19 protein-coding genes are annotated in these 18,388 nt (G+C 64.3%); 8 read left to right on the top strand and 11 right to left on the bottom strand.

The annotated features are described in order from the left end of the window. From H7290_RS03495 to H7290_RS03505, 3 genes are all read left to right on the top strand, one after another. The coding region (locus tag H7290_RS03495; protein ID WP_290512628.1) for a hypothetical protein at positions 1-621 on the top strand (621 nt) is incomplete at its 5' end. 49 nt (positions 622-670) lie between these two features. Continuing rightward, positions 671-1,375, top strand: a complete 705-nt coding sequence (locus H7290_RS03500) for a hypothetical protein (RefSeq protein ID WP_290512629.1) — start codon at positions 671-673, stop codon at positions 1,373-1,375. A gap of 60 nt (positions 1,376-1,435) precedes the next feature. Continuing rightward, entirely contained in the window at positions 1,436-2,029 is a 594-nt protein-coding gene (locus tag H7290_RS03505; RefSeq protein ID WP_290512630.1) for a hypothetical protein, read from the top strand. Here H7290_RS03505 and H7290_RS03510 read toward each other — a convergent pair. Together H7290_RS03510 and dcm are read right to left on the bottom strand one after the other, a co-directional pair. Continuing rightward, positions 2,026-2,628, bottom strand: a complete 603-nt coding sequence (locus tag H7290_RS03510; protein ID WP_290512631.1) for a GIY-YIG nuclease family protein — start codon at positions 2,626-2,628, stop codon at positions 2,026-2,028. The two genes, H7290_RS03505 and H7290_RS03510, sit on opposite strands and share 4 nt — an antisense overlap. 158 nt (positions 2,629-2,786) lie before the next feature. Then, a complete protein-coding gene (dcm, locus tag H7290_RS03515) occupies positions 2,787-3,914 on the bottom strand; it encodes a DNA cytosine methyltransferase (RefSeq protein ID WP_290512632.1) in 1,128 nt (375 codons plus the stop codon). Between the two features lie 91 nt (positions 3,915-4,005). Here dcm and H7290_RS03520 point away from each other — a divergent pair, with 91 nt between their 5' ends. Beyond that, a complete protein-coding gene (locus tag H7290_RS03520) occupies positions 4,006-4,281 on the top strand; it encodes a hypothetical protein (protein ID WP_290512633.1) in 276 nt (91 codons plus the stop codon). A gap of 124 nt (positions 4,282-4,405) precedes the next feature. Here the strand turns inward: H7290_RS03520 and H7290_RS03525 are convergent, their stop codons facing one another. From H7290_RS03525 to H7290_RS03565, 9 genes are all read right to left on the bottom strand, one after another. After that, the gene (locus H7290_RS03525; RefSeq protein WP_290512634.1) at positions 4,406-5,467 is read right to left on the bottom strand and encodes a DUF3644 domain-containing protein; all 1,062 of its coding nucleotides are present in this window, start codon (positions 5,465-5,467) and stop codon (positions 4,406-4,408) included. Between the two features lie 322 nt (positions 5,468-5,789). After that, positions 5,790-6,227, bottom strand: a complete 438-nt coding sequence (locus H7290_RS03530) for a DUF4913 domain-containing protein (protein WP_290512635.1) — start codon at positions 6,225-6,227, stop codon at positions 5,790-5,792. Next, positions 6,224-7,912 carry a TraM recognition domain-containing protein gene (locus H7290_RS03535; RefSeq protein ID WP_290512636.1) on the bottom strand — a complete coding sequence of 563 codons (1,689 nt, stop codon included), beginning with the start codon at positions 7,910-7,912 and terminating at the stop codon, positions 6,224-6,226. Before H7290_RS03535 ends, H7290_RS03530 begins: the two co-directional genes overlap by 4 nt. A gap of 222 nt (positions 7,913-8,134) precedes the next feature. Then, on the bottom strand, positions 8,135-9,736 hold the full coding sequence (locus H7290_RS03540) for an ATP/GTP-binding protein (protein WP_290512637.1): 1,602 nt from the start codon (positions 9,734-9,736) through the stop codon (positions 8,135-8,137). Beyond that, the gene (locus tag H7290_RS03545) at positions 9,733-11,262 is read right to left on the bottom strand and encodes an SCO6880 family protein (protein WP_290512638.1); all 1,530 of its coding nucleotides are present in this window, start codon (positions 11,260-11,262) and stop codon (positions 9,733-9,735) included. Before H7290_RS03545 ends, H7290_RS03540 begins: the two co-directional genes overlap by 4 nt. After that, positions 11,222-12,310: a hypothetical protein gene (locus tag H7290_RS03550; RefSeq protein WP_290512639.1), complete on the bottom strand. Its 1,089-nt coding sequence runs from the start codon at positions 12,308-12,310 to the stop codon at positions 11,222-11,224. Before H7290_RS03550 ends, H7290_RS03545 begins: the two co-directional genes overlap by 41 nt. Positions 12,311-12,420: 110 nt before the next feature. Continuing rightward, positions 12,421-13,116: a hypothetical protein gene (locus tag H7290_RS03555; protein ID WP_290512640.1), complete on the bottom strand. Its 696-nt coding sequence runs from the start codon at positions 13,114-13,116 to the stop codon at positions 12,421-12,423. A gap of 230 nt (positions 13,117-13,346) precedes the next feature. Then, on the bottom strand, positions 13,347-13,637 hold the full coding sequence (locus tag H7290_RS03560; protein WP_290512641.1) for a conjugal transfer protein TrbC: 291 nt from the start codon (positions 13,635-13,637) through the stop codon (positions 13,347-13,349). An 8-nt stretch (positions 13,638-13,645) separates the two neighbouring features. After that, complete coding sequence (locus H7290_RS03565; RefSeq protein WP_290512642.1) at positions 13,646-14,083, bottom strand: DUF6668 family protein; 438 nt, start codon at positions 14,081-14,083, stop codon at positions 13,646-13,648. A 383-nt stretch (positions 14,084-14,466) separates the two neighbouring features. Here H7290_RS03565 and H7290_RS03570 point away from each other — a divergent pair, with 383 nt between their 5' ends. The 4 genes from H7290_RS03570 to H7290_RS03585 all read left to right on the top strand — a co-directional run. After that, positions 14,467-14,661 (top strand): helix-turn-helix domain-containing protein, encoded by a 195-nt coding sequence (locus H7290_RS03570; RefSeq protein WP_290512643.1) that lies wholly within the window; start codon positions 14,467-14,469, stop codon positions 14,659-14,661. Positions 14,662-14,791: 130 nt separating this feature from the next. Next, a complete protein-coding gene (locus H7290_RS03575; RefSeq protein WP_290512644.1) occupies positions 14,792-15,136 on the top strand; it encodes a hypothetical protein in 345 nt (114 codons plus the stop codon). Next, entirely contained in the window at positions 15,136-17,067 is a 1,932-nt protein-coding gene (locus H7290_RS03580) for an endonuclease/exonuclease/phosphatase family protein (protein ID WP_290512645.1), read from the top strand. Before H7290_RS03575 ends, H7290_RS03580 begins: the two co-directional genes overlap by 1 nt. Before the next feature lie 20 nt (positions 17,068-17,087). Next, positions 17,088-18,388 (top strand): hypothetical protein (locus H7290_RS03585; protein ID WP_290512646.1); only part of this gene is annotated, 1,301 nt, incomplete at its 3' end.

The following is an 18,388-nucleotide window of genomic DNA, read 5'->3' on the forward strand; positions in this document are numbered from 1 at the left end:
GCGCAGATCGAGCAGCTGCGCGATCGCATGCGAACGGTCGGGACGGATGACACCGAGGCGTGGACTCAGCTGGCCCGCGAGACCTCAGGAGTGTTCGCGGCCTGGTCGATCCAGACCGAGACAACACCGGGCCCGTTGGCCGGTGCGTCAGGCGCCCTGTCGAGGTTCGGTCAGGTCCGAGCCCACCAGGTCCCGGTGAAGCGGGTCCCTCAGCCGGGGATGCGCCAGGCCGCGATGTTGCTGATGCAGGCGACCTCTAACCCGTCGTCGATGGCATCCAAGGCGCTGATGATTCAGACCATGATGCAGATGCTCAAGTCGATGTATGACTACCAGCAAGCCACCGCTCAAGGACAGGCCGCGAGGCAGGTCGAGGTCGCTGTGCGAGGGTCGCTGATGGAGGTCCGCAAGACGTTGCCGGCAGTGCTGGCCACTGCCGGCGCACCGCCTCGCCGCGATGGCCAGAGTAATGGCCAAGACACCGCGGCCGACGTGTTCAAGATCCCCGGACAGGTCCCGGCGCGGGACGCGGTCAAGTTGCCAGTGCGTCCACCGCTGCCCAGCAAGGACCCCACGCGGCCCACGCAGCCGCCCGACCAGAGCCCTGGCCGACGGCGATAACCGCCCACACATCTGAGGCTCCGGAACGGCTATCGAGGGGGAATCGATCATGACAGAACCACAGGACGAAGCGAGCGAGAAAGTCACGGCAGGGATGCGCACGGCGATGGCCGCAGCAGCACAGGTCGCGCAACGGGTCATGCGTGCACTCGAGCAGCGCCAGCGCGAAGTGCAAGCCGCCTCCGAGCAACGAGCCGCCGAACTCACGGCCAGATTCGACGCCGAGCGGGCGACCGCCCGACCGGATCAGATCACCTCGGCGTACGAGACCGCGCGGGCGTGGGAGAAGTACGACCCGGACGCGCGCACCGCAGCCAACCGGATCCGTAGCGAGGCCAGCGCCAGGTGCGAGGTTGATCCTATGGCTCTGGATCGGGCTGCGCAGCTGGATCGCGATGCCGCCGACCAGAGTGACGAAGCACACCTCGACAACGCGGCTGCCGTGGTTGCCGGCGGCGACGCTGCCGCCGATGTAAACGAGCGAGCTGCCGCCGACGCTGAATACCAGATCGCATGTCGGCAGCGTGCTGAGATGATGTGGGATTCAGCCGAGCGACGGACGAGTATGGCCAATGCGCTCGATGGACGGGCCTCGGCCAAAGCGATCGCCGTCGGCATGGTCGTTAGCACGGGCCAGGGACAACCGGCACGCGAAGCAGTCAAGCGCCGCCCCGGGCAGGTTGTGAACCAAGCCAGGAGCGCGGCACCCGGCAAAGACATTGGAGCCCGCCACGGTCGAGGACCCCACGCTTAGATGCATTCAGAATCTCCGAACCGGAGACGTCCTCGTGAACGCATGAGGGATGCTGGCGACATGGATCGCATCACAGTCGGGCTCGTGTCGCTCGACGGACAGCCCCCTGCCGTCCTCGGCCAGTACGACGAGACAGAGTGCTGGAACGGGTGGCTGTGTCCTTGGCTCGATCCGCTAGCAGTGGTGACCGTGATCGACATGCTCAACGGCAACCCGAAGGATGACTTTGAACTGGAGTACCGGTACGAATGGCAAAACGACGGTGCCCTGGTCCTTACGGACTGCCAGTACGAGGACGATGACGGCTACGAGCCGCAAGTCCTCCTGCCCGACGCGCACGGCCTGTACCAGCTTGGAGCTGAGTCCTGGATCTGGTCTGCAGAGGCCGACGCGCCCTCCCCGGAGCCGCTCGGCGTATTCCGATCGATCTCGACCCGCGACGGGGAAGCTCAGCGACGAGACGGAGAGCCATACTTCGCCATGAAGCGTTTGGACGAAGGCCTCTCCACAGATGATGAGGCGTACGCCGCCAAGCTGATGGGCCGCGGAGGCGAGCTGTACGAGGTGCAGTTCGGTGATGGAGTGTGGATGCTGACACGAGTTGCCGATCTCGTCGCAGGCACTGTCAGCCCCGCACGACCGGCTCAGAGCTAGTCGTCGGAAATCTGCGCGTCGTCGGCATCGGGGATCTCCGCGCCGATCTCGTGGATGCGCTGCTCCGCGAGCCAAGTCAGCCGCTTCGCCTGCAAAAGCAGAGTTCGACGCATACCGCCTGAAACCTCCCGCTCGGAAATCATCTGTGACAGACGAGAGATCGTGGAGGCTCGTCGCGCGATGCGCACATCTGAGTGCTTCCGGTCCTCCCACAGCTCGTCAGGAATGATCCTGCCGCGAACGGCCGTCGGTAGGGCGATCACGTCAGAGGCGTGGATGACGCCCTCGTTCAAGACCGCGTGGAACACACTCTGTGTTTCCAGCTCCTTGTAGACCGTGTACTCGTACGGGCTGAGGAGGGTGCGCTTCTGAGCCGTGGTGGCTTTCTTCATGGGATCGGCCGGATTCATCGCCGCCGCAACGCTCGGGACGCTCCACATCGCAACTTTGGCGACCTCGAATGGGTCCAAGATGAACTTGGCCACGGCATCGGAACGTTGGCCGGTGAGGTGCCGACCCACCCGATCACGGAACATCGCAGACGTCTGTCCAACGTAGATCGGCTCGTCGTCGTAGTCGAAGTACGCGTAGATGCCCACGGCGTCACCTATCGCCTTGCTAGGGGTCTCTGGGTCAGGCTCGGCCATGAGTTTGGCAAGCTCCACACGGATGAGGCGGACAGCGCGAGGCGGCTGATTCTGCTTCTTGATCTTCGGCGGCAACTTGTCCCCTTAACTCTAGAGACAGAGTCTAGGGGCTAGATAAGTGCAGCGGGCCGCAATGTCGGCAGCAGGTAATTGTCAGCGATCCATGCGATCACGTCGACTACCACGGCATCACCGAAACCGAACAGTGCCTGATTGTCCGTTCGAGCTCTCGTCTTAAACCGACCTGCCCCCATAAGACGGGCGTACTCGAGCGGAGTCATCCAGCGAACCCGCATCTGACCTCGCCCGGCCTGCACGAGTGCCTGCTTCGATGACCCTCCGCCGGTCGTACGGAGGCATCCTGCGATGGGATCGGCTCGGATCTCCCACGTCGCAACGCCGTGCCGCGTGCGCCGGTATGCCGTACGCCAAGCAGTTTTCTCGCCTGCAGCCAAAGATTCCAGCCGTGCCGCGTGAAGCGGCGCGAGACTGGTTACGAATTTCGCAGTCCGCTCTTCGTCCCACCAGCGAGCATCATCGGCGTCGAGGCGCTGCACGACCCTACGAAGATCCTCAGGACCGTCCGGAAGACCTGGCAGATCGATGTAGTGCATCGGCAGGTCTTGGTTCAGAGCGTGGATCTGCTGGACCCAACCCGGCCGTACGTCGGAGATCGGCGGAACACCCAGTTGAGCGCCTGCGGGTAGGTCACCACGCAGCCCGACAACGAACATGCGAGGCCGGCTCTGCGGAACAAAGTGACGAGCGTTGATGGCGATGACGTCGCAGCTGTAGCCAAGCTCGGCGAGCCGCTCCATAGCGATTCGAAGATCCTTCCCGCCACGGCTCGTGGCGAATCCGTGCACGTTCTCTAGGAGTACCGCGCGCGGACGAAGTTCGTTCATCTGCTCAAGGACCCGAGCGAACTCCCAGAACATGCCGCTCTGCTCGCCCGTCAGCCCCTTCCGGTTGCCTGCCAGGCTCAGATCTACGCAGGGGAAGGAGGCTGTCGCAAGCTCGATGTTCGGGAGCTGGTCACCAAGCACACCGCGGACATCACCAAGCTTGAAGGCGTCGACCGCGTGAGGGCGGTTGGCCAAGTACAGGTCGTACTTCGCCCGCTCGATGTCGTTCGCCCACTGAACGTCGAACCCTCGGGGCTCCAAGGCAGCGGCCATGAGGCCGATTCCGGCGAAGAACTCGGCCGTGGCGATGGGGTGATCTGGAGCAATGGTCACGAGCGTCATCCTGCCACGCGTGAGCAACAGAAACAGCCACTCTGAGCGGGTGGCGCCATAGTTTTCTCGATGGTGCCCTAAACTCCGTCTCATGAGTGAGCTGGCCGAGGGTGATCCGCGCCACGGGACCCAGAATGGCTACGGCAATCACAAGTGCCGGTGTGACGCGTGTCGAGAAGCAAACCGGATCAAGCACGGCGAGTACATGACCCGTATCCGCGAGTCTGGCGAGCTGGCAGAGCTGCCCAACGTGGTGCATGGAACGTCGTACCGGTACGACGTTGGGTGTCGCTGCGACCCGTGCCGCGAGGCACACAACGCCAAGTCGCGAGCCACAAAGGCTCGGCTGCGTGAACGCAACAAGTGAACAGGCTGCGGTGGCAGCAACTGGAACGTAGTGCTGCGGCAGCTCGTCCAGGCCTGCTCCAGAGGTGACAGGTCAACCGGCTGCGGTGGGGGGTCGAAGAGTCCACAAGGCCACAGTCGGTGCGCTAGGCGACCTTCGTGGTCGTCGCCTTCTTCAGCCTCGGGACCTTGCCCAGCGCAGCGATGTAGGCGTCCGCCGTCTGCAGCTCGTCCGCGCACTTCTTGATGTACTTGGGCGTGTAGACCCAGTTACGAGTGGAAGCGATCCACACGCAGTAGTCGTCCCGGCTGTGAGCCATCCGCTTGCCGTTTCGCCCGCCAACCTCGTGCCGATACCTCATCTTCGTGAAGTCATGGACGTTGAACCGGAAGGGGATGAGAGCCTCGACAGCCTTGGCGGCGGGCTTCGGGAGGACCTCGTCCTTCAGAGCGACGCTCCGGAGCTTCTCGATCACGACGGCAGTGCCCTTCTTGTTCATGAGATCCCGCTGATCCTCGGCCGTCAGCTCATCCATGCGCACGAAGGTGAACGCCGTGTCGGCGTCGGTCTTGGGTCCCTTGACCGGAGTCAGCATCACCCGGTAGATGAAGCGCTCGTCTTCGAGGATGGACGGGTCGAACTTCGCCTCGAACTTCGTGATGTAGTTCCGAGCGCTCAGCGGCAGCTGGCGACGGAGCGCCTTCTGCTCCTTGATGCCCTCGGGCGTCAAAGACTGCACAAAGATCGGGAACCTGAGCTGCTTGCCGAGACTGAACTCAGCACTAAACCGCTTCACGAGCTCGGCTTCGAAGTTGAGCACCAGAGCATGGGCGTACGCCGACGTTTCCATGATGAACGCCTCCTGGAACCTGTGCTCGATCTTGTTCCGGAGCCCGATGAACAGCTCGACGTTTGCGCGCACGGGATCCTGGTCGTCCGGGAACTCCTTCTTCAAGCAGGTGCCCAGGTCCCACGACTGCTTCTCACCGTTCTTGTCCCGCACGTACCAGCCGTTGGGCTTGCGGAAGTAGGTATTCACACCGCGTCGATCGAGATCGGCGTGGAGCAGGTTCTGCCACGCCAGGTGCATGTGCAGCACGAAGTCATAGAAGCTGGCCTTCTCTCCGGAGCGGTTGTAGAACTCGACCGCGACGCAAGCTTGGCGACGCGCCTCCTGCATGGTGTGCCAACAACGGGTATGCGCCATTTCTTCTCCAACTCGTAGACCTTCAATCATCCCATGTGATCTACGTCATCCTCGGAAGAAACGCCCCTGGTGCATCAATCATGAGTGCCTTCGACGGCTCGCGACGGCCACCGCGGATCGACACGCTGTGGAACTGCTCCCTTCTGCCGACCATGCCCAGTGAGGACAAGGAGTCCGCGGGTGGGCCAGTGAGGTATGCCATCCACCCACGCCTTGGCAGGGGCGTAGCACCTTGCGATCGTCCAGATAGCGACAATTTGGCTGCGTCTTCGGGGCGGACTGCAGCACCCCAGCTGTTCGGGTACGGCAATCGACCCATGCTCTACGGAAGGGAGCCGGTGACCGACGAGGTCTGATCGGGGTACAGCCCCTCCGGTGGTTCTTCGGCCGGAAAGCAGTAGTCCCGATCGGCCGCGTGGCCGTTCTTAATCGAGCACCCCTTGAACGTGCCGGAGTCTGAAAGGAGGAGCGGAAGATGATGGTCCAAATGTTCGCGCAGCCAACTCGAGCTGCCCGTGGCCGCGTCGAGGCGCAGGTGTTCCCAGGATCGCCAAAGGCTGTCGAATCGGTAAGCCGCTTCGGGGTGAAGCCACCATTTCGGGCACCAGGTGAGGCCGGGAATGTTGGTGACGTCGCGTGGGAACATCGGAATGAAGAACTCGCGAATGAACTCAGGCAGGTTTTGGTAGTACAGCCTCGGAGCCTCTTCCTCGCCGGTTTCGAAATCGGGTTCTTCTTCCCATCCTGTTGGGCTGCTCACGTCTGGGATCCCTTCACTGATTTCGCGTGGGGGCCATCCATCCACGGCAGGGTTCGGCCGAGCACGGCTCGAGTCCCCGATGCCAGCAACACCGCCCGGCCGCGCGGCAGGGCGCGGAGGTCGGCGACGTCGAGGATGAGGTCGGACTGTTCTTGGCGGCTGACGCTCCGGCCGTTCCTGCCGGAACTCACTGACGGTCGGTTGTGGGTGTAGTTGCCGATCGCCTTGGAGAGGTCGGTGAGGTATTTCATGTCGTCGACGCCGCCGGCGTAGACCTTGATGTTGGCCGCGGAGTACAGCTTCTCGTAGCCGTCGTTGCCCCACACGGCGCGTCCCTGCGCGGGTGACTGCAAGTAGGTCGAGATGAGGATTCCGCGTGATCCGTAGTGTGAGTAGAGGTTCGGGAGCTCAGCCCAGCGGCACACGTTCGCCGCCTCGTCGAGCACGACCAGCATCGGTGTGGAGAGACGTCCGTTGGGTTCGGTCTGGGCGAGATCCTCGGCAGCCTCGCACACTGCGGCCGCGAGCGCGGCGACCAGTCCCCCGGCCGAGCCTTGGCCTTCCTTGGAGAGGCTGTAGAGGGTGTCGTTTGTCCGCACGAACGCGTGCGGGTCGAACTCCGGCAGGCCGGGGACGGTTGGCGGTGTGACCCAACGGGTGGCTTCACGGTTGAGCATGAACGACGCCATCTGTTCGGCGCTGCCGAAGATGCCGCTTCGCTCTTCCGGGGCGGCCGACATGGCAGAGCGCACCGCGGCCGAGATGAGGTCGAAGCCGTTGTTGTGAAGGATCACCGCAGGCGTGTCATCGGTCGGGTCGGTCAGCCAGAGGTACACCTGCGTCAACGGTTTGCTCGAGATCGCGGCCGCGAGCAGCAGGTTCGCGAGCAGATCTCGTCCCTTGGGGCCGAAGTATCCGTCGACCTTGGCGTCGGGGTCGTGGGACGCGGCCTCGAACATGTCGGCCAGCTGGCGGGCCTTCACCTCGTTGGTGACGTACGACAGCGGATTCCACCACCAGGTCATCGGCTCGGTGGCGAGGCCCTGCGGGTCGAAGACCCACGTCTGACCCAGCGTCGACCGGTAGGCCCGGGTGGTCTGTACGACGTCTGCTTTGTTGGACGTCGTGAGGACGGCGCCGGGGGCGCTGAGGATTTCGGGGATGACGAAGCTGGTGGTTTTGCCGACGCGGGGGCCGGCGAGCACGATCACGACGTCTTCCCACGTCCGGTACAGCATCTTGCCGCTCAGCGTCCGGGCGATCGGCACACCAGGGCCATAGGGACTACCGAGTCGTTTGGCTACCTTGTTGGCGCTCGTTTTACGGAGCGCGCCGAGCTGCTGGCCGCGGGCCATGTGACGGTCGGCCTTGTCGACGCTGGTCGTTTTGCGGAACATCTTCAACGCCGCTGCGCCGACAAAGGCGATCAGGAGCAGCAGTACGACACCGATGCCGACCGCGGCCTTGGTGGCCGTGGCCGTCCAGGTGACGTCTCCGCCGGCGATCCCGAACAGCACCTTGAATGGGTTGGACGGAGGTGCCGGGTTGCCGTCGATCTTGGCGGCTAGGTGTGTGGCTGACCAGGTGGTCACGAGAGCGATGGCCGCGAGGGCGACGAAGGCCCACACGAGCACTGCCTCGGCGCCGGCTGCGGACGGGTTGCTTCTTCTGGCTGTGGAGGACATGTCAGACCGCCTGTGTTCCGAGCAGGCTCGTGCCGGCCATGGGATCAGTGGTGGGGGCGGCGGCAGGTTCCAGCGCTGACTCCATGCGCGTAGGTTCGTTTGCCGGATCTGCGAACGGCACCCCGACCTCACCATCGAGGGCGAACGAGTTCGACGAACCTGAGCACCCACACCGGCTGTGACCCCCGAGGATGCTCAAGTTCAGGCCAAAAGCGTCGAAGTTCATTCGAGCTTCCCAATTTTGCCGTGCCAGCGTTTGTTGGTGTCGTTGACGGCCATCTCGACTTCGGTGAGGGCGACTTGGAAGGGGATGCCGGGGCGGCCGCCGACTTTGACGAGGAATTTGCCCCTGCCGGGTGGTTCGGCTTCTTGGCCGGCTTGGGAGTCCCACGATGGTGGGGCGGACCAGCCGACGAGCATCTCTTCTTCAGCGTTGGACATCATCACGGCTTCGTTGAGGCGCGGCATTTCGGCGCGGGGCAGTCCCCCGCACAGGACCATGCCGGCGCGCTCGACGAATCCGCGGGCTTTCATCCGGTCGTGCTCGTCGGGCAGGGACATGAGGTCGGCCATCGTGTGGGAGATCATCGCCATCCCGACACCACGTTGGCGGTTTAGACGTGTGAGGGCGTCGACGCGGTCGACCATCCCGCGGCCGGCGCGGATCGCGCGCCACAGCTCATCCAAAACGACGAAGTAGTTCCGTTGTGGTTCCAGGCCGGCGTCGGCGAGGGCGTGGGCGATGTTGATGGCACCGAACCCGTAGGACCAGCACGCCAGCATCACGGCAGCTTGCAGGTCCGATTCGGAGTCGTCGATTGAGGAGATGTCGAACACGACGGGACGGTCGCGGCGCATCGGGACTGTGGTCTGTTGGGAGAAGATCGTCCCGAGCCGCCCACCAGAGGTGAGGCCAATCAGAGTTGCTTCGAGGCCTTCGGTGATGTCGCGGTACCGGTCCATCGAACCCCGGTCGAGCGCCACATTGCGCAGATCGTCGGGTGCGTCCTGGATGACTTTTAACAGATCCGCCAGGACGGGGATGCCGTCGTGGGTGTCCTCGAGGATCTTCAGGGCCCGGTCGATGATGGACTCTTCACGATCAGTGGGCGGTTCGGAACGAAGGATCGTGATGAGCGCGCCGATCATGGTGAGCTTGCGTCCGTGGGCGTCGGCAAGGACCTGTTGGCGGGCGTCGCCGGTCAACCTGGTGGCGGCTTCGGACGCTTCGCCGGGGTCGAGGATGTTGATTGCCCCGCGGCCCCTACCGAGCTCGATGACTTGTCCGCCCATAGCGCGGATGACGTCGACGTAGTCCGGTTTGAGATCACCAAAGACCATGGTGTTGACGCCGAACCCGGACAGCCCGAGCGCCATGCGTCGTACGAGGCTGGATTTGCCCAGGCCGGGGAGTCCGAGGACGAACGCTGAGGGGTTGGAGATCAGGTTGGCGCGTTGGAACCAGCTGATGGGGTCGCAGCACAAGGTGCCCCCGGTGAGTATGTTCCGTCCCAAGGGGACACCGACCATGGGTGATCCGGATCCTGCGGCGTAGGGCCACAGGCCGCAGACCTGCACGGTCGTGCCACGCCACTCCGTGGGTGCTTGGAGGTAGGCCACTCCCCCAGCAGCTTTGCCCGACCAACCACGGGACCCGGGCCTGGTGGGGTTCTTCGCCAAATTCTTGGCAGCCTGAACTGCCGCATCGGCTTGGGCTTGCAGCTGGTCCTCTGCCGCAGTGGTGACGTCGCGGTGGCGCTGTGCCCGGCCGAAGCGATTGAGCGAAGTCGCCTGGTTCCGTTTGGTCGGGGTCTGTTTGGTCATAGTGCGTCCCGGATCTCGACGGGGATCCGCAGATGTGACTGAAGAACTAGACCGAGCGGCAGGCACGCGGCAAAGGCCGAATCCTGCGACCCGTAGACAGGGCGGATGATCAGTCTTGCGGTGGCGGCGAGGTTGTCGATCGCTGCGCGGGCGTCGGGCATCCGGTCGGCGTCGGTGACCGTCGCGGTGATCAGGATCCCGAAGTCGACGAGCCCTGCCCCTTTGGCTTCCTCGGCTGCGGTGGAGGCCGCAGACCTGGCGGATGTCAGGGCGCGGGCGGAGGGCCGGTTGGAGGAGCCGATGCGGAAGTCGGCGTTGCGTTTGTCGGTTTCCACGGTGTGGGCTGCTTTGGCTGAGTCCAATGGCCGGTAGATGATCGTGACTCGTTTGCGGTCGATGTCGCCGTGAGGTGACAGCAACCGTGTCAGGACTGAGGAGAAGACTTCACCTCGGGGTGCGGACGTCATCTCCCACGTCCGAGAGAACGCCCCGTCGTGGCGGTAGTGGTCCCACCCGGTCTGGGTCGCGGCCGGCCCGATGTCGTTCCAGGACAGCTTTGGGGAGTGCCCGGAGGCGTGGACATCATCAATCAGTGTTGCGGCTGCCGGGTCGTAGGCGACGCGCACGATTTCGCACAGTGTTTGCGCATCGACGGGTCTGGCTGGGCCGGCGCCGGTTGCGGCGAGTGTCTGCGTCAGTCCTGGTAGGCGTGCGGCGAGATCCCTAGCGACGTCGTCGGCAGTGCGTTTCCTGCCCGCATACGTGCGCCCGTTGAACGTGAGCGACACCCACGCGCGGACTTGCGCGGAACCGACCGGGTAGGTGTCCATGACCTGATTCAGCATTGTCTTGGCGAGCTCGGGTGCGTTCGGGTCGATGCGGCCGGTGACTTCGCGGCGCAACCTGGCGCCGGTGTCGGGTGCGGTTTCGACGGTGACTGCGGCGGCGACGATGCCGAGCTCGTGACCCAGACCAGCCAACCAGTCGCCCCAGGCGGCGACCCACGAGTCGATCTGGTGCTGGTCGACCAGCGACGCGCCGTCAGGTTCGCAGCCGATCACGATCGAGTAGTGGCCTACCGATGGTGTTTCCAGCACAGCGAAGGGACGGTTGTAGGAGTCGTGGTGCTCCGTCAGTTTGGTCTGCGCGAGTAACCCGGGGAGCTGGAACGTGCCCCACCCGGTGCGGCCCAGGACCCCGGCGCGGTAGAGGTGCTGGCTGCGGGACTTCGTCCGGCTCCAACCGGCGCGGTTGGCGAGGCGTTGCAGGCCGGAGCGGCCGTGGGAGTCCTTGAACATCATCAGTCCCAGCACCACTAAGACTGCCACCGTCCAGACGCCGGCGGCAATCAGTTGGTGCACAGTCATCAACAAGATCAGGCCCAGGATGCCGATGAACACTACGGCGGTGCCGATCGTGCCGAGCGTCCCGATCCCTGGCGATTCAGGCCGCCGGAAGTTCCCGTAGGTCCGCATCTTGGTCTCGTCAGTTGCTTCCATCAGGTCCCCCGCCTCCGGCAGCATCATTTGCTGCCTGCTTGCCCTTGTTCATGACTTGCGTTGCCGCGGCAGCTGCCGCCCCTGCGGGTCCTGCTGCGGCACCCGCGCCACCGGATGTGGCTGCGCTGCCCGCGCTAGAAGCGCCCGCACCGGCTGTTGACCCGCCTCCGCTCGCGGCGGCACCGGACGGACCGGACGACCCACGGCTGCCCGGCGTGCCCGTCGATGCAGGTGACTGCGACGGCTGCGAGACCGCGCCTGTTGGACCGCCACGGCCGATCGACTGAGTGGCTATCGCGCCTGCCGCCATTGCGCCACCGCCACCACCGCCGCCACCGGATAGACCGCCGACCAGCGGCACGCAGAGCTTCATCAGCGCCGGCAGGGCTGCGATGGCCAAGATCATCATCGTCATGCCCGTCAGGGCACCCATAAGGTCCTTCGAATCTCCGAACAACTCGAACGCGGCCGCGTAGACCAACGCCGCGGCTGGTTTATAGAGGGCGAACGCGATCAGCCACCCGACAGTTTTTTGGAACCACTGCTTACCGGATTCGGTGTTGGTGGCCGCTGCCGACAGCGGAAGAATCCCCGCTAGAAGCACGAGCATTCCTGATCGGGCGATCATGAGCACGATCTGTGCGATGGAGGACAGAACCAGGATCAGCCCCACCAGGATCACGAGCATCGCGCCCAACGGCCCACCTGCGGTCGTCACGGCCGTAAGCATTCCGGTCATCTTCTTGTTGAAGTCGGCTCCACCGGCACCGCCAATCAACCAGGTCGAGAAATCGTCGCCGGCTACCACGACGAGGCGAAGCACGGCCAAGCCTGCGCCCGTCACCAGAACCAGCGTGATCAACGACTGACCGAGCTCACGCAACGGTTGAGCGCGCGCCTCCCAGGCCATGCGACCGCCAGCGATAATCACACTCAGCACCGCGGCGAAACCGACGAACCAGAATAAGTTGTCCTGCAGCTTAGTAGCCGTCTCACCAGAGCCCAGGCCAACTGTAGGAACCTTCGTCCAGATCGTCGCGACCGACTTCACAGACTCACCGACGGCCTCCGACACAGCATTAGCGAACTTGTCGATTGCACTACCCGCCACCGAAGACGCAGCGCCGCCCACTACATCTTTGACCCCATCCACGACGCACTGGTCGGGTCGATAGATCTTGCACATCAGGCACCTGCCCACGGCACGAAACCTGCTAGCGAGGTTATGCCGGCCGACGGCAGTTCGCCGTCAACCGGCACGACGATCCGCCAATCGTCCTTTTCCCACATCATGGTGAACGTCAGAGCAACTTGACCTCCGGCCGCAGGTCCCTCCGTTACTCGTACCGCAACTGCGACTGTTGCGCGGTCAGCTGTGACGTCATCGAACCGGTATCCAGCAATTTGGTAAGTCGGGGCCACTGAGCCGTCGTCGGGATCGTTGATCTCCGGCGAGCCTTCGGTAAACCTAGATCGGAGCGAAGCATCACTAGTGGACGGGTTCGAGGCATCTACCAGGTAGGTAGCAGCCGCGAACAGAGCACCTGTGGGGCTATGGGCAAAACAACTGCCCACCCCACCTGCAAGACTGCCGGGACCATACTTTGGGCTTCGCGGTTGCGCCATCTTGCCGTTGAGTTCCCAAGTAGCCTCAGGAGCCGCGGCCGACGGCACCGCTTGATCACTATCTGGCAAACCGCACACCGACGACGAGTCAGCACTTTGCGTCGCCGACGGTTCGGGATTCCCGCCTGCGCCGGCATCGCCGCCACCTCCGCTTAGTCGAAGGACTACGACGATGATGCCGGCCACGACGATCAGACCGAGGAGGGCTGCCGACGCGACGAGGCGGGTGTCGCGGGGCTCCTTGGTGTCACTCATGACATCACCGCCACTACGGCGCAGGCGATAGAGACGGTCAGGAAGGCGACGCCAGCCCAGCTCAACTGCGAGATGTGCCGGGGGAGATCAGGTCTTCCTCCGACCACGACCGCTTCCCGCGCCACCCATTGAGCGCAGTACAGAGTGAGCGTTAACGCGACCATGAACGCGCCCGTTCCTACCCAGTCAAGGACCGCTTGGTTCACATTCGACATGGCTTGTCTCCTGTTCTAGAGCAGGGCGCCGACGAGGGCGGAGGCGGCGCCGATGACGATGCAGCCGCCGAGTGCCCAGCCGAGGCGGGAGACGTGTTCGCCGCCTGAGCCGCGTTGGACGGAGACGGCCATCATGCCGCCGGCGATGAGGACGCCGAGGACGCACATGGCTGAGGCGATGTAGAACACCCAGCGCAGGATGGTGACGAGGCCGTCGGATCCGGGGGGTGCTTCACCTTGGCCGGGGTCAGGCACTGCGGTGGCGATGGTGGTGAGGAGCTCGGGCAGTGCGGTGAGGATGTACATGGTGGCTCCTAGGTGGTGGTGGCGATGACGGCGTTGATCTCGGCAAGGACTCTTCGGACCTGGCGGGGTGGATCGACGGGGTCGACCTCGAGGCGGTAGGCGCCAACCCACGGGACGTGCCACATGTGGGGCACTCCCCCGCCCAAGATGTTGGCGAGGTCGGCCAGCGGTTTCGGAAGCTTGCCGGGTGCGTCTGCAACCAGCACGATGCCGGCGAGTCGCACGTGGGGTGTCTCGGCTGCCGCCCAGGCGCGCATCGCAAGCTGGGCTGCGGCCAGGCCGGTGGCATGGGTTCTGGCGACCAGGACAACGGCGGGCTGTGGGCTGATCGACGGCCACCGACGGTCGGTAGCCGTGCCGCCAAGCAGTTGCGCGAGCGTTGTCTCTCCCGCTCCCCCGTGCGTGCCGACAACCCAGACACGCGATGGAGTCGATGTTGCCCACACGGGAAGCTGTTCAGATGCCCCTGGCGGCGTGACAGCCGGCTGAGGCGCACTGGCACCCGTCGGCTCAATCACCCTGGCTGGCGCCTCTGGTGCCTGGAGTGTTTTCGACGGCGCTGGAATCCACGGATTGCTCATGAGATTTCCCCCAAAACAGACGCATCTCTGATTTACTTCGTGAAATATTGTCATCTAGTTCTAACGAACTAGTTCTTCTTGATGGAACCCTACCCCTAACTTGCTCTATAGGATAGATTCAGACGAAACGCGTTATACGACGCTAATAACCTGATTCACTATAAAGACCTATAGGGGGGTGCGCGGAGGTCATGCGTGAAACACTCCTCTTCGTGAGTCCGCGAGTACCTGATCCGACCGAGGGCGACATGCTCACCGTCGTTGAGGTCGCGAAGTTCATGAGTGTCAGCGACAAGACCATTCGCAAATGGTGTGCCGAAGGACGAATTCCGCACGGGAGACTCGCGGGCACTATCCGTTTCGACCGTGAGCAGCTGCAAGCCTGGGTTGACGAAGGTTGGAATCCGAACCCCAACGCCACGACAAAAGAGCCGGAAGAGTAGCTCTGCCGCACTGAGCAGGCTCGCGACCGCCATCGTGGTGCTCGCCGTCCTGAGTGGCTGTACCGGCGCCGGCGAGAACGATCCCGCGACGCGGGCCACACCGGAATCTCCAGCTGCGTCGCCTGTGGCGATGTGGGACCAGCAAAGCCACACCGCTGCACAAGAGGCGGCCAAGACGCTCTTGGCGACCTGGTCACGCCCGACGCTGGCCTATGAGCAGTGGTGGGCCGAGCTTGAGCCCCTGCTGAGTCCCGAGGGGCAGCAGAAGTACGCATACACCGACCCCGCCAACGTCCCGGCGTTGGAGATCACCGGCCCGGGCGTGGAGTCCAACAACGACAACCCTCACGTCGTGACGATCACCTTCCCCACCACGGCGGGTGACTTCGGGGTCGACCTGTCCAGGACCTCAATCCCCGGGCACTGGATCGCGGAGAACATCATCTTCCCCGGCGACTACTCCAGGTTGCAGTGATGAACCCGTCCAAGGTTTGGGTGGCCTTCACAGCTCCCGTCACGATGATCCTGGCGCTGGTCGTCGCGGTCCCACTACTGTTCGGCGGCGCCGATTGCGATCCTGCGCTCGCATCAACGACCGGGCCGACCAGCGACGCAGTCTCGATCATGTCCTGGAACGTGTGCGCGACCTCATGCGGCAACTGGGACCAGCGCATCGGGCCCGCCATCGAGCAGGTCGGGAGGATCAGCCCGGACATTTTGTCCGTCCAGGAAGGCGGCTGGGGCAAGAGCAAACGGGCACCGACGTTCAAGGGCTTCGGGTCGCTGGGGTATGCCAACGCCAACGACAAGGCCCCGTTCATCGGCCGGTACATCTTCTACAAGCCCGGTAAGTTCGACGCCGACAAGTCCGGGTCGATCGATCTTGGCGGCAACCACGGCATGGCGTGGGTCAACCTGCGCACGAAGGCCGACGGTGTGGAGTTCACCGTCGTCGACGTGCACCTGGCCTTTGAAAAGTCCGCCGACACCAAACGTAAGACCCAGATGACCGGCGGCCTGGCGAAGGTCCGGGCGGATTCCGGTGCCCAACAGCTGGTTGTCGTGGGCGACTTCAACTCCAACAAGTCCCGCGCCTACGACGCGCCGGCAGCGGTCATGAAAGCCGCCGGATACAAGGACGCCGTCACGGTAGCCACCAACAAGCTCAACGAGGACGTCAACTCCGCTCGAGGTCGCGACCCGACCGGCAAAGTCGTCCGCAACGGCAACCAGACCGACCACATCTACGTGCCCCCGGGAAGCAGCGTGGCGTCCTGGCAGCAGGTCGTTGATTCTAAGGACGGCCGCTATGCGGCCCCGTTCATCACCGACCACAACGCCATCATGGCCACGATCGGCCTCCCCGGGTCCAAGCCGGTCAACCCCGTCAAGCCCGACAGCAGCACCACCGAGACGCCGGACACTGCCGCCGCGGCTGACGCAGCACCGGCCGCAAACATCACGGCGGCCGACCTGACCGTAGCTGCTGCGCCGGCTACAACCGTTGGCCAGTGGAAGGGCGACCAGCTCAAGAATGTGGCGGCGATCGTCGCGGCTGGCAAAATGCTTGGCGTCAACGCCCGCGGGCAGACTATCGCCGTCATGACCGCGATGGGCGAATCCAGCCTCACCGTCCTCAACCGCGGCGACACATCGGGCCCCGACAGCCGGGGACTGTTCCAGCAGCGCGACAGCTGGGGCACCCTGGCCGATCGGATGGACCCCACCGCGAGCGCCACCTTGTTCTACCGGGCGCTTCTCAGAGTCGAAGGCTGGGCGGACCTTGAACCCACGCTGGCCGCTCACCGGGTGCAACGCAACGCCGACCCCAACCACTACGAACAGTTCTGGGACGACGCGGTCCAGGTCGTTGCCGCTGTGACTGGTCAGTCCCCCGCCCAAGCTGGTTACGGCTCCGCTCCCGGATGTAGCGGCGGGGAGACCACCGACGCCGTGTGGGCATCGGGTGCCGATTGCGACTTCAGGAACATCCGCACCCCGCGCAACTGCACGCAAGCTCTCAACGAAGCGGCGCGGATCGCGCGCGCCTCAGCCTGTACCAACACGGTCCGTGGCGGCACCTGGCGCCGCCGATGCCTGGAGTTCGTGGCCCGGGCCTACGGCTACGCCAGCTCCGGCACCCCCACGGCGCTCGCCCAGTTCCGGCTGATGGAGTCCAAAGGCCTCATCAGCACCAGCAAGGAGATCCCCGCAGGGGCCCTTGTGTACTTCAGTTCCTCCGACCCGGCCGGGCACATCGCGATCTACGCCGGCAACGGTCAAGCGTTCTCAAACGACTACGTCCGGCCCGGATGCATCGACCTCACGCCGATGTCCCGCATGGGTGCAGGCGGCCGATATCTCGGCTGGTCACCTCCGGTCTTCCCGCTCGGCGCACCCCTTTAACCCACCAGAAAGGCACCCTCATGACTGTTGACACCATCCCCAACTTCCCAAGCATCATGGCCACTTTCCACCCCGAAGACACCGTTGAGGTGCAGCTGCTCGGCGTGAGTCAGATGTTCTTCACCGACGACACCGGGGACGCGCGGAGCAAAGCGCTGGCCTACCTGTGGGGTGTCGCCAAGGAGCCCGATCTCAACCGCCCGATCCGCGTCAACACCCGCGCCGCCGACAACAGCCCCGCCGTGCTCATCGTGACCCCCGGCGGCACGTACTACGACGAAGCCCATCCGAACGACACGTGGCCGATCGCGGAGCCCGTCGACCAGCTGGCTACACCTCTTGACGCCCCGACCCCAGCCGCCATCGTCGAACAGGAAGCGGCGCCCGCACCGACCGGCGCGGTCACGGCCGCAGAGACGCCAGCCCTCGCTCACCCGGCCATCCCTTTGACCCCACCGCGTGCCGGCACTCAGCTGCTCGCCGGACCTGACGTCCCGCGACACCATGAGCGCAAATCGTTCATCGCTGAAGGTCCTGTGCTCGAGCCTGCCAAACAGGGATGGCGCGGCGCCGTCAACTGGGTTGGTATGCGCCTAGACCCAGGGGCTGATGAGCTGTTGTGGCGAGACGACGTCAAGCAGGTCTCCCGCCACTGGCCCGGACCGCGGACCATCGCGATCGCCAACGGCAAAGGGTCCGCGAACAAGACCCCCACCACCGTCATGCTCGCCGCAGTGTTCGCCCGCTTCGGCGGGGCAGGCGTACTGGCGTGGGACAACAACGAGACCCGGGGATCTCTTGCCTGGCGCACCCAGCAGTCCGGGCACTCCAACACCGTGCTCGAGCTCCTCCCCCAAGCCGAGAAGCTGCTTGGCACCGGCGCCCAGTCGGCTGAGATGTCCTACTTCGCGCATCACCAGCCCGAAGACAAGTTCGACGTCCTGCACTCCGACCAGTCCGTCGACGGAGAGCACGAAGTGTCCGGCGAAGAGGTCGACGCGATCCACCGAGTCGCCGCGAAGTACTACCGGCTGATCATGATGGATTCAGGCAACAACGAGCGCGCCGTCAACTGGCGCTCGATGATCGAGCACTCTCAGCAACTCGTCGTGCCCTGCACGAACGTGGAGGACACAGCCGAGGCTGGAGCACGCATGCTCGAAGCACTAGCCAACCGTGACGAGCACTCCCGCAAGCTCGCACAGAACGCCGTGGCGATCATCAGCAAGCGAACCTCCGGCAAAGACCCAAACATGGACCGGATCGTGAAGGACTTCGCCCCCCTGGTCCGCGAAGTCGTCACCATCCCCTACGACAAAGC

It is taken from the genome of Aeromicrobium sp., from assembly GCF_014378035.1.
GTDB lineage: Bacteria > Actinomycetota > Actinomycetes > Propionibacteriales > Nocardioidaceae > Aeromicrobium.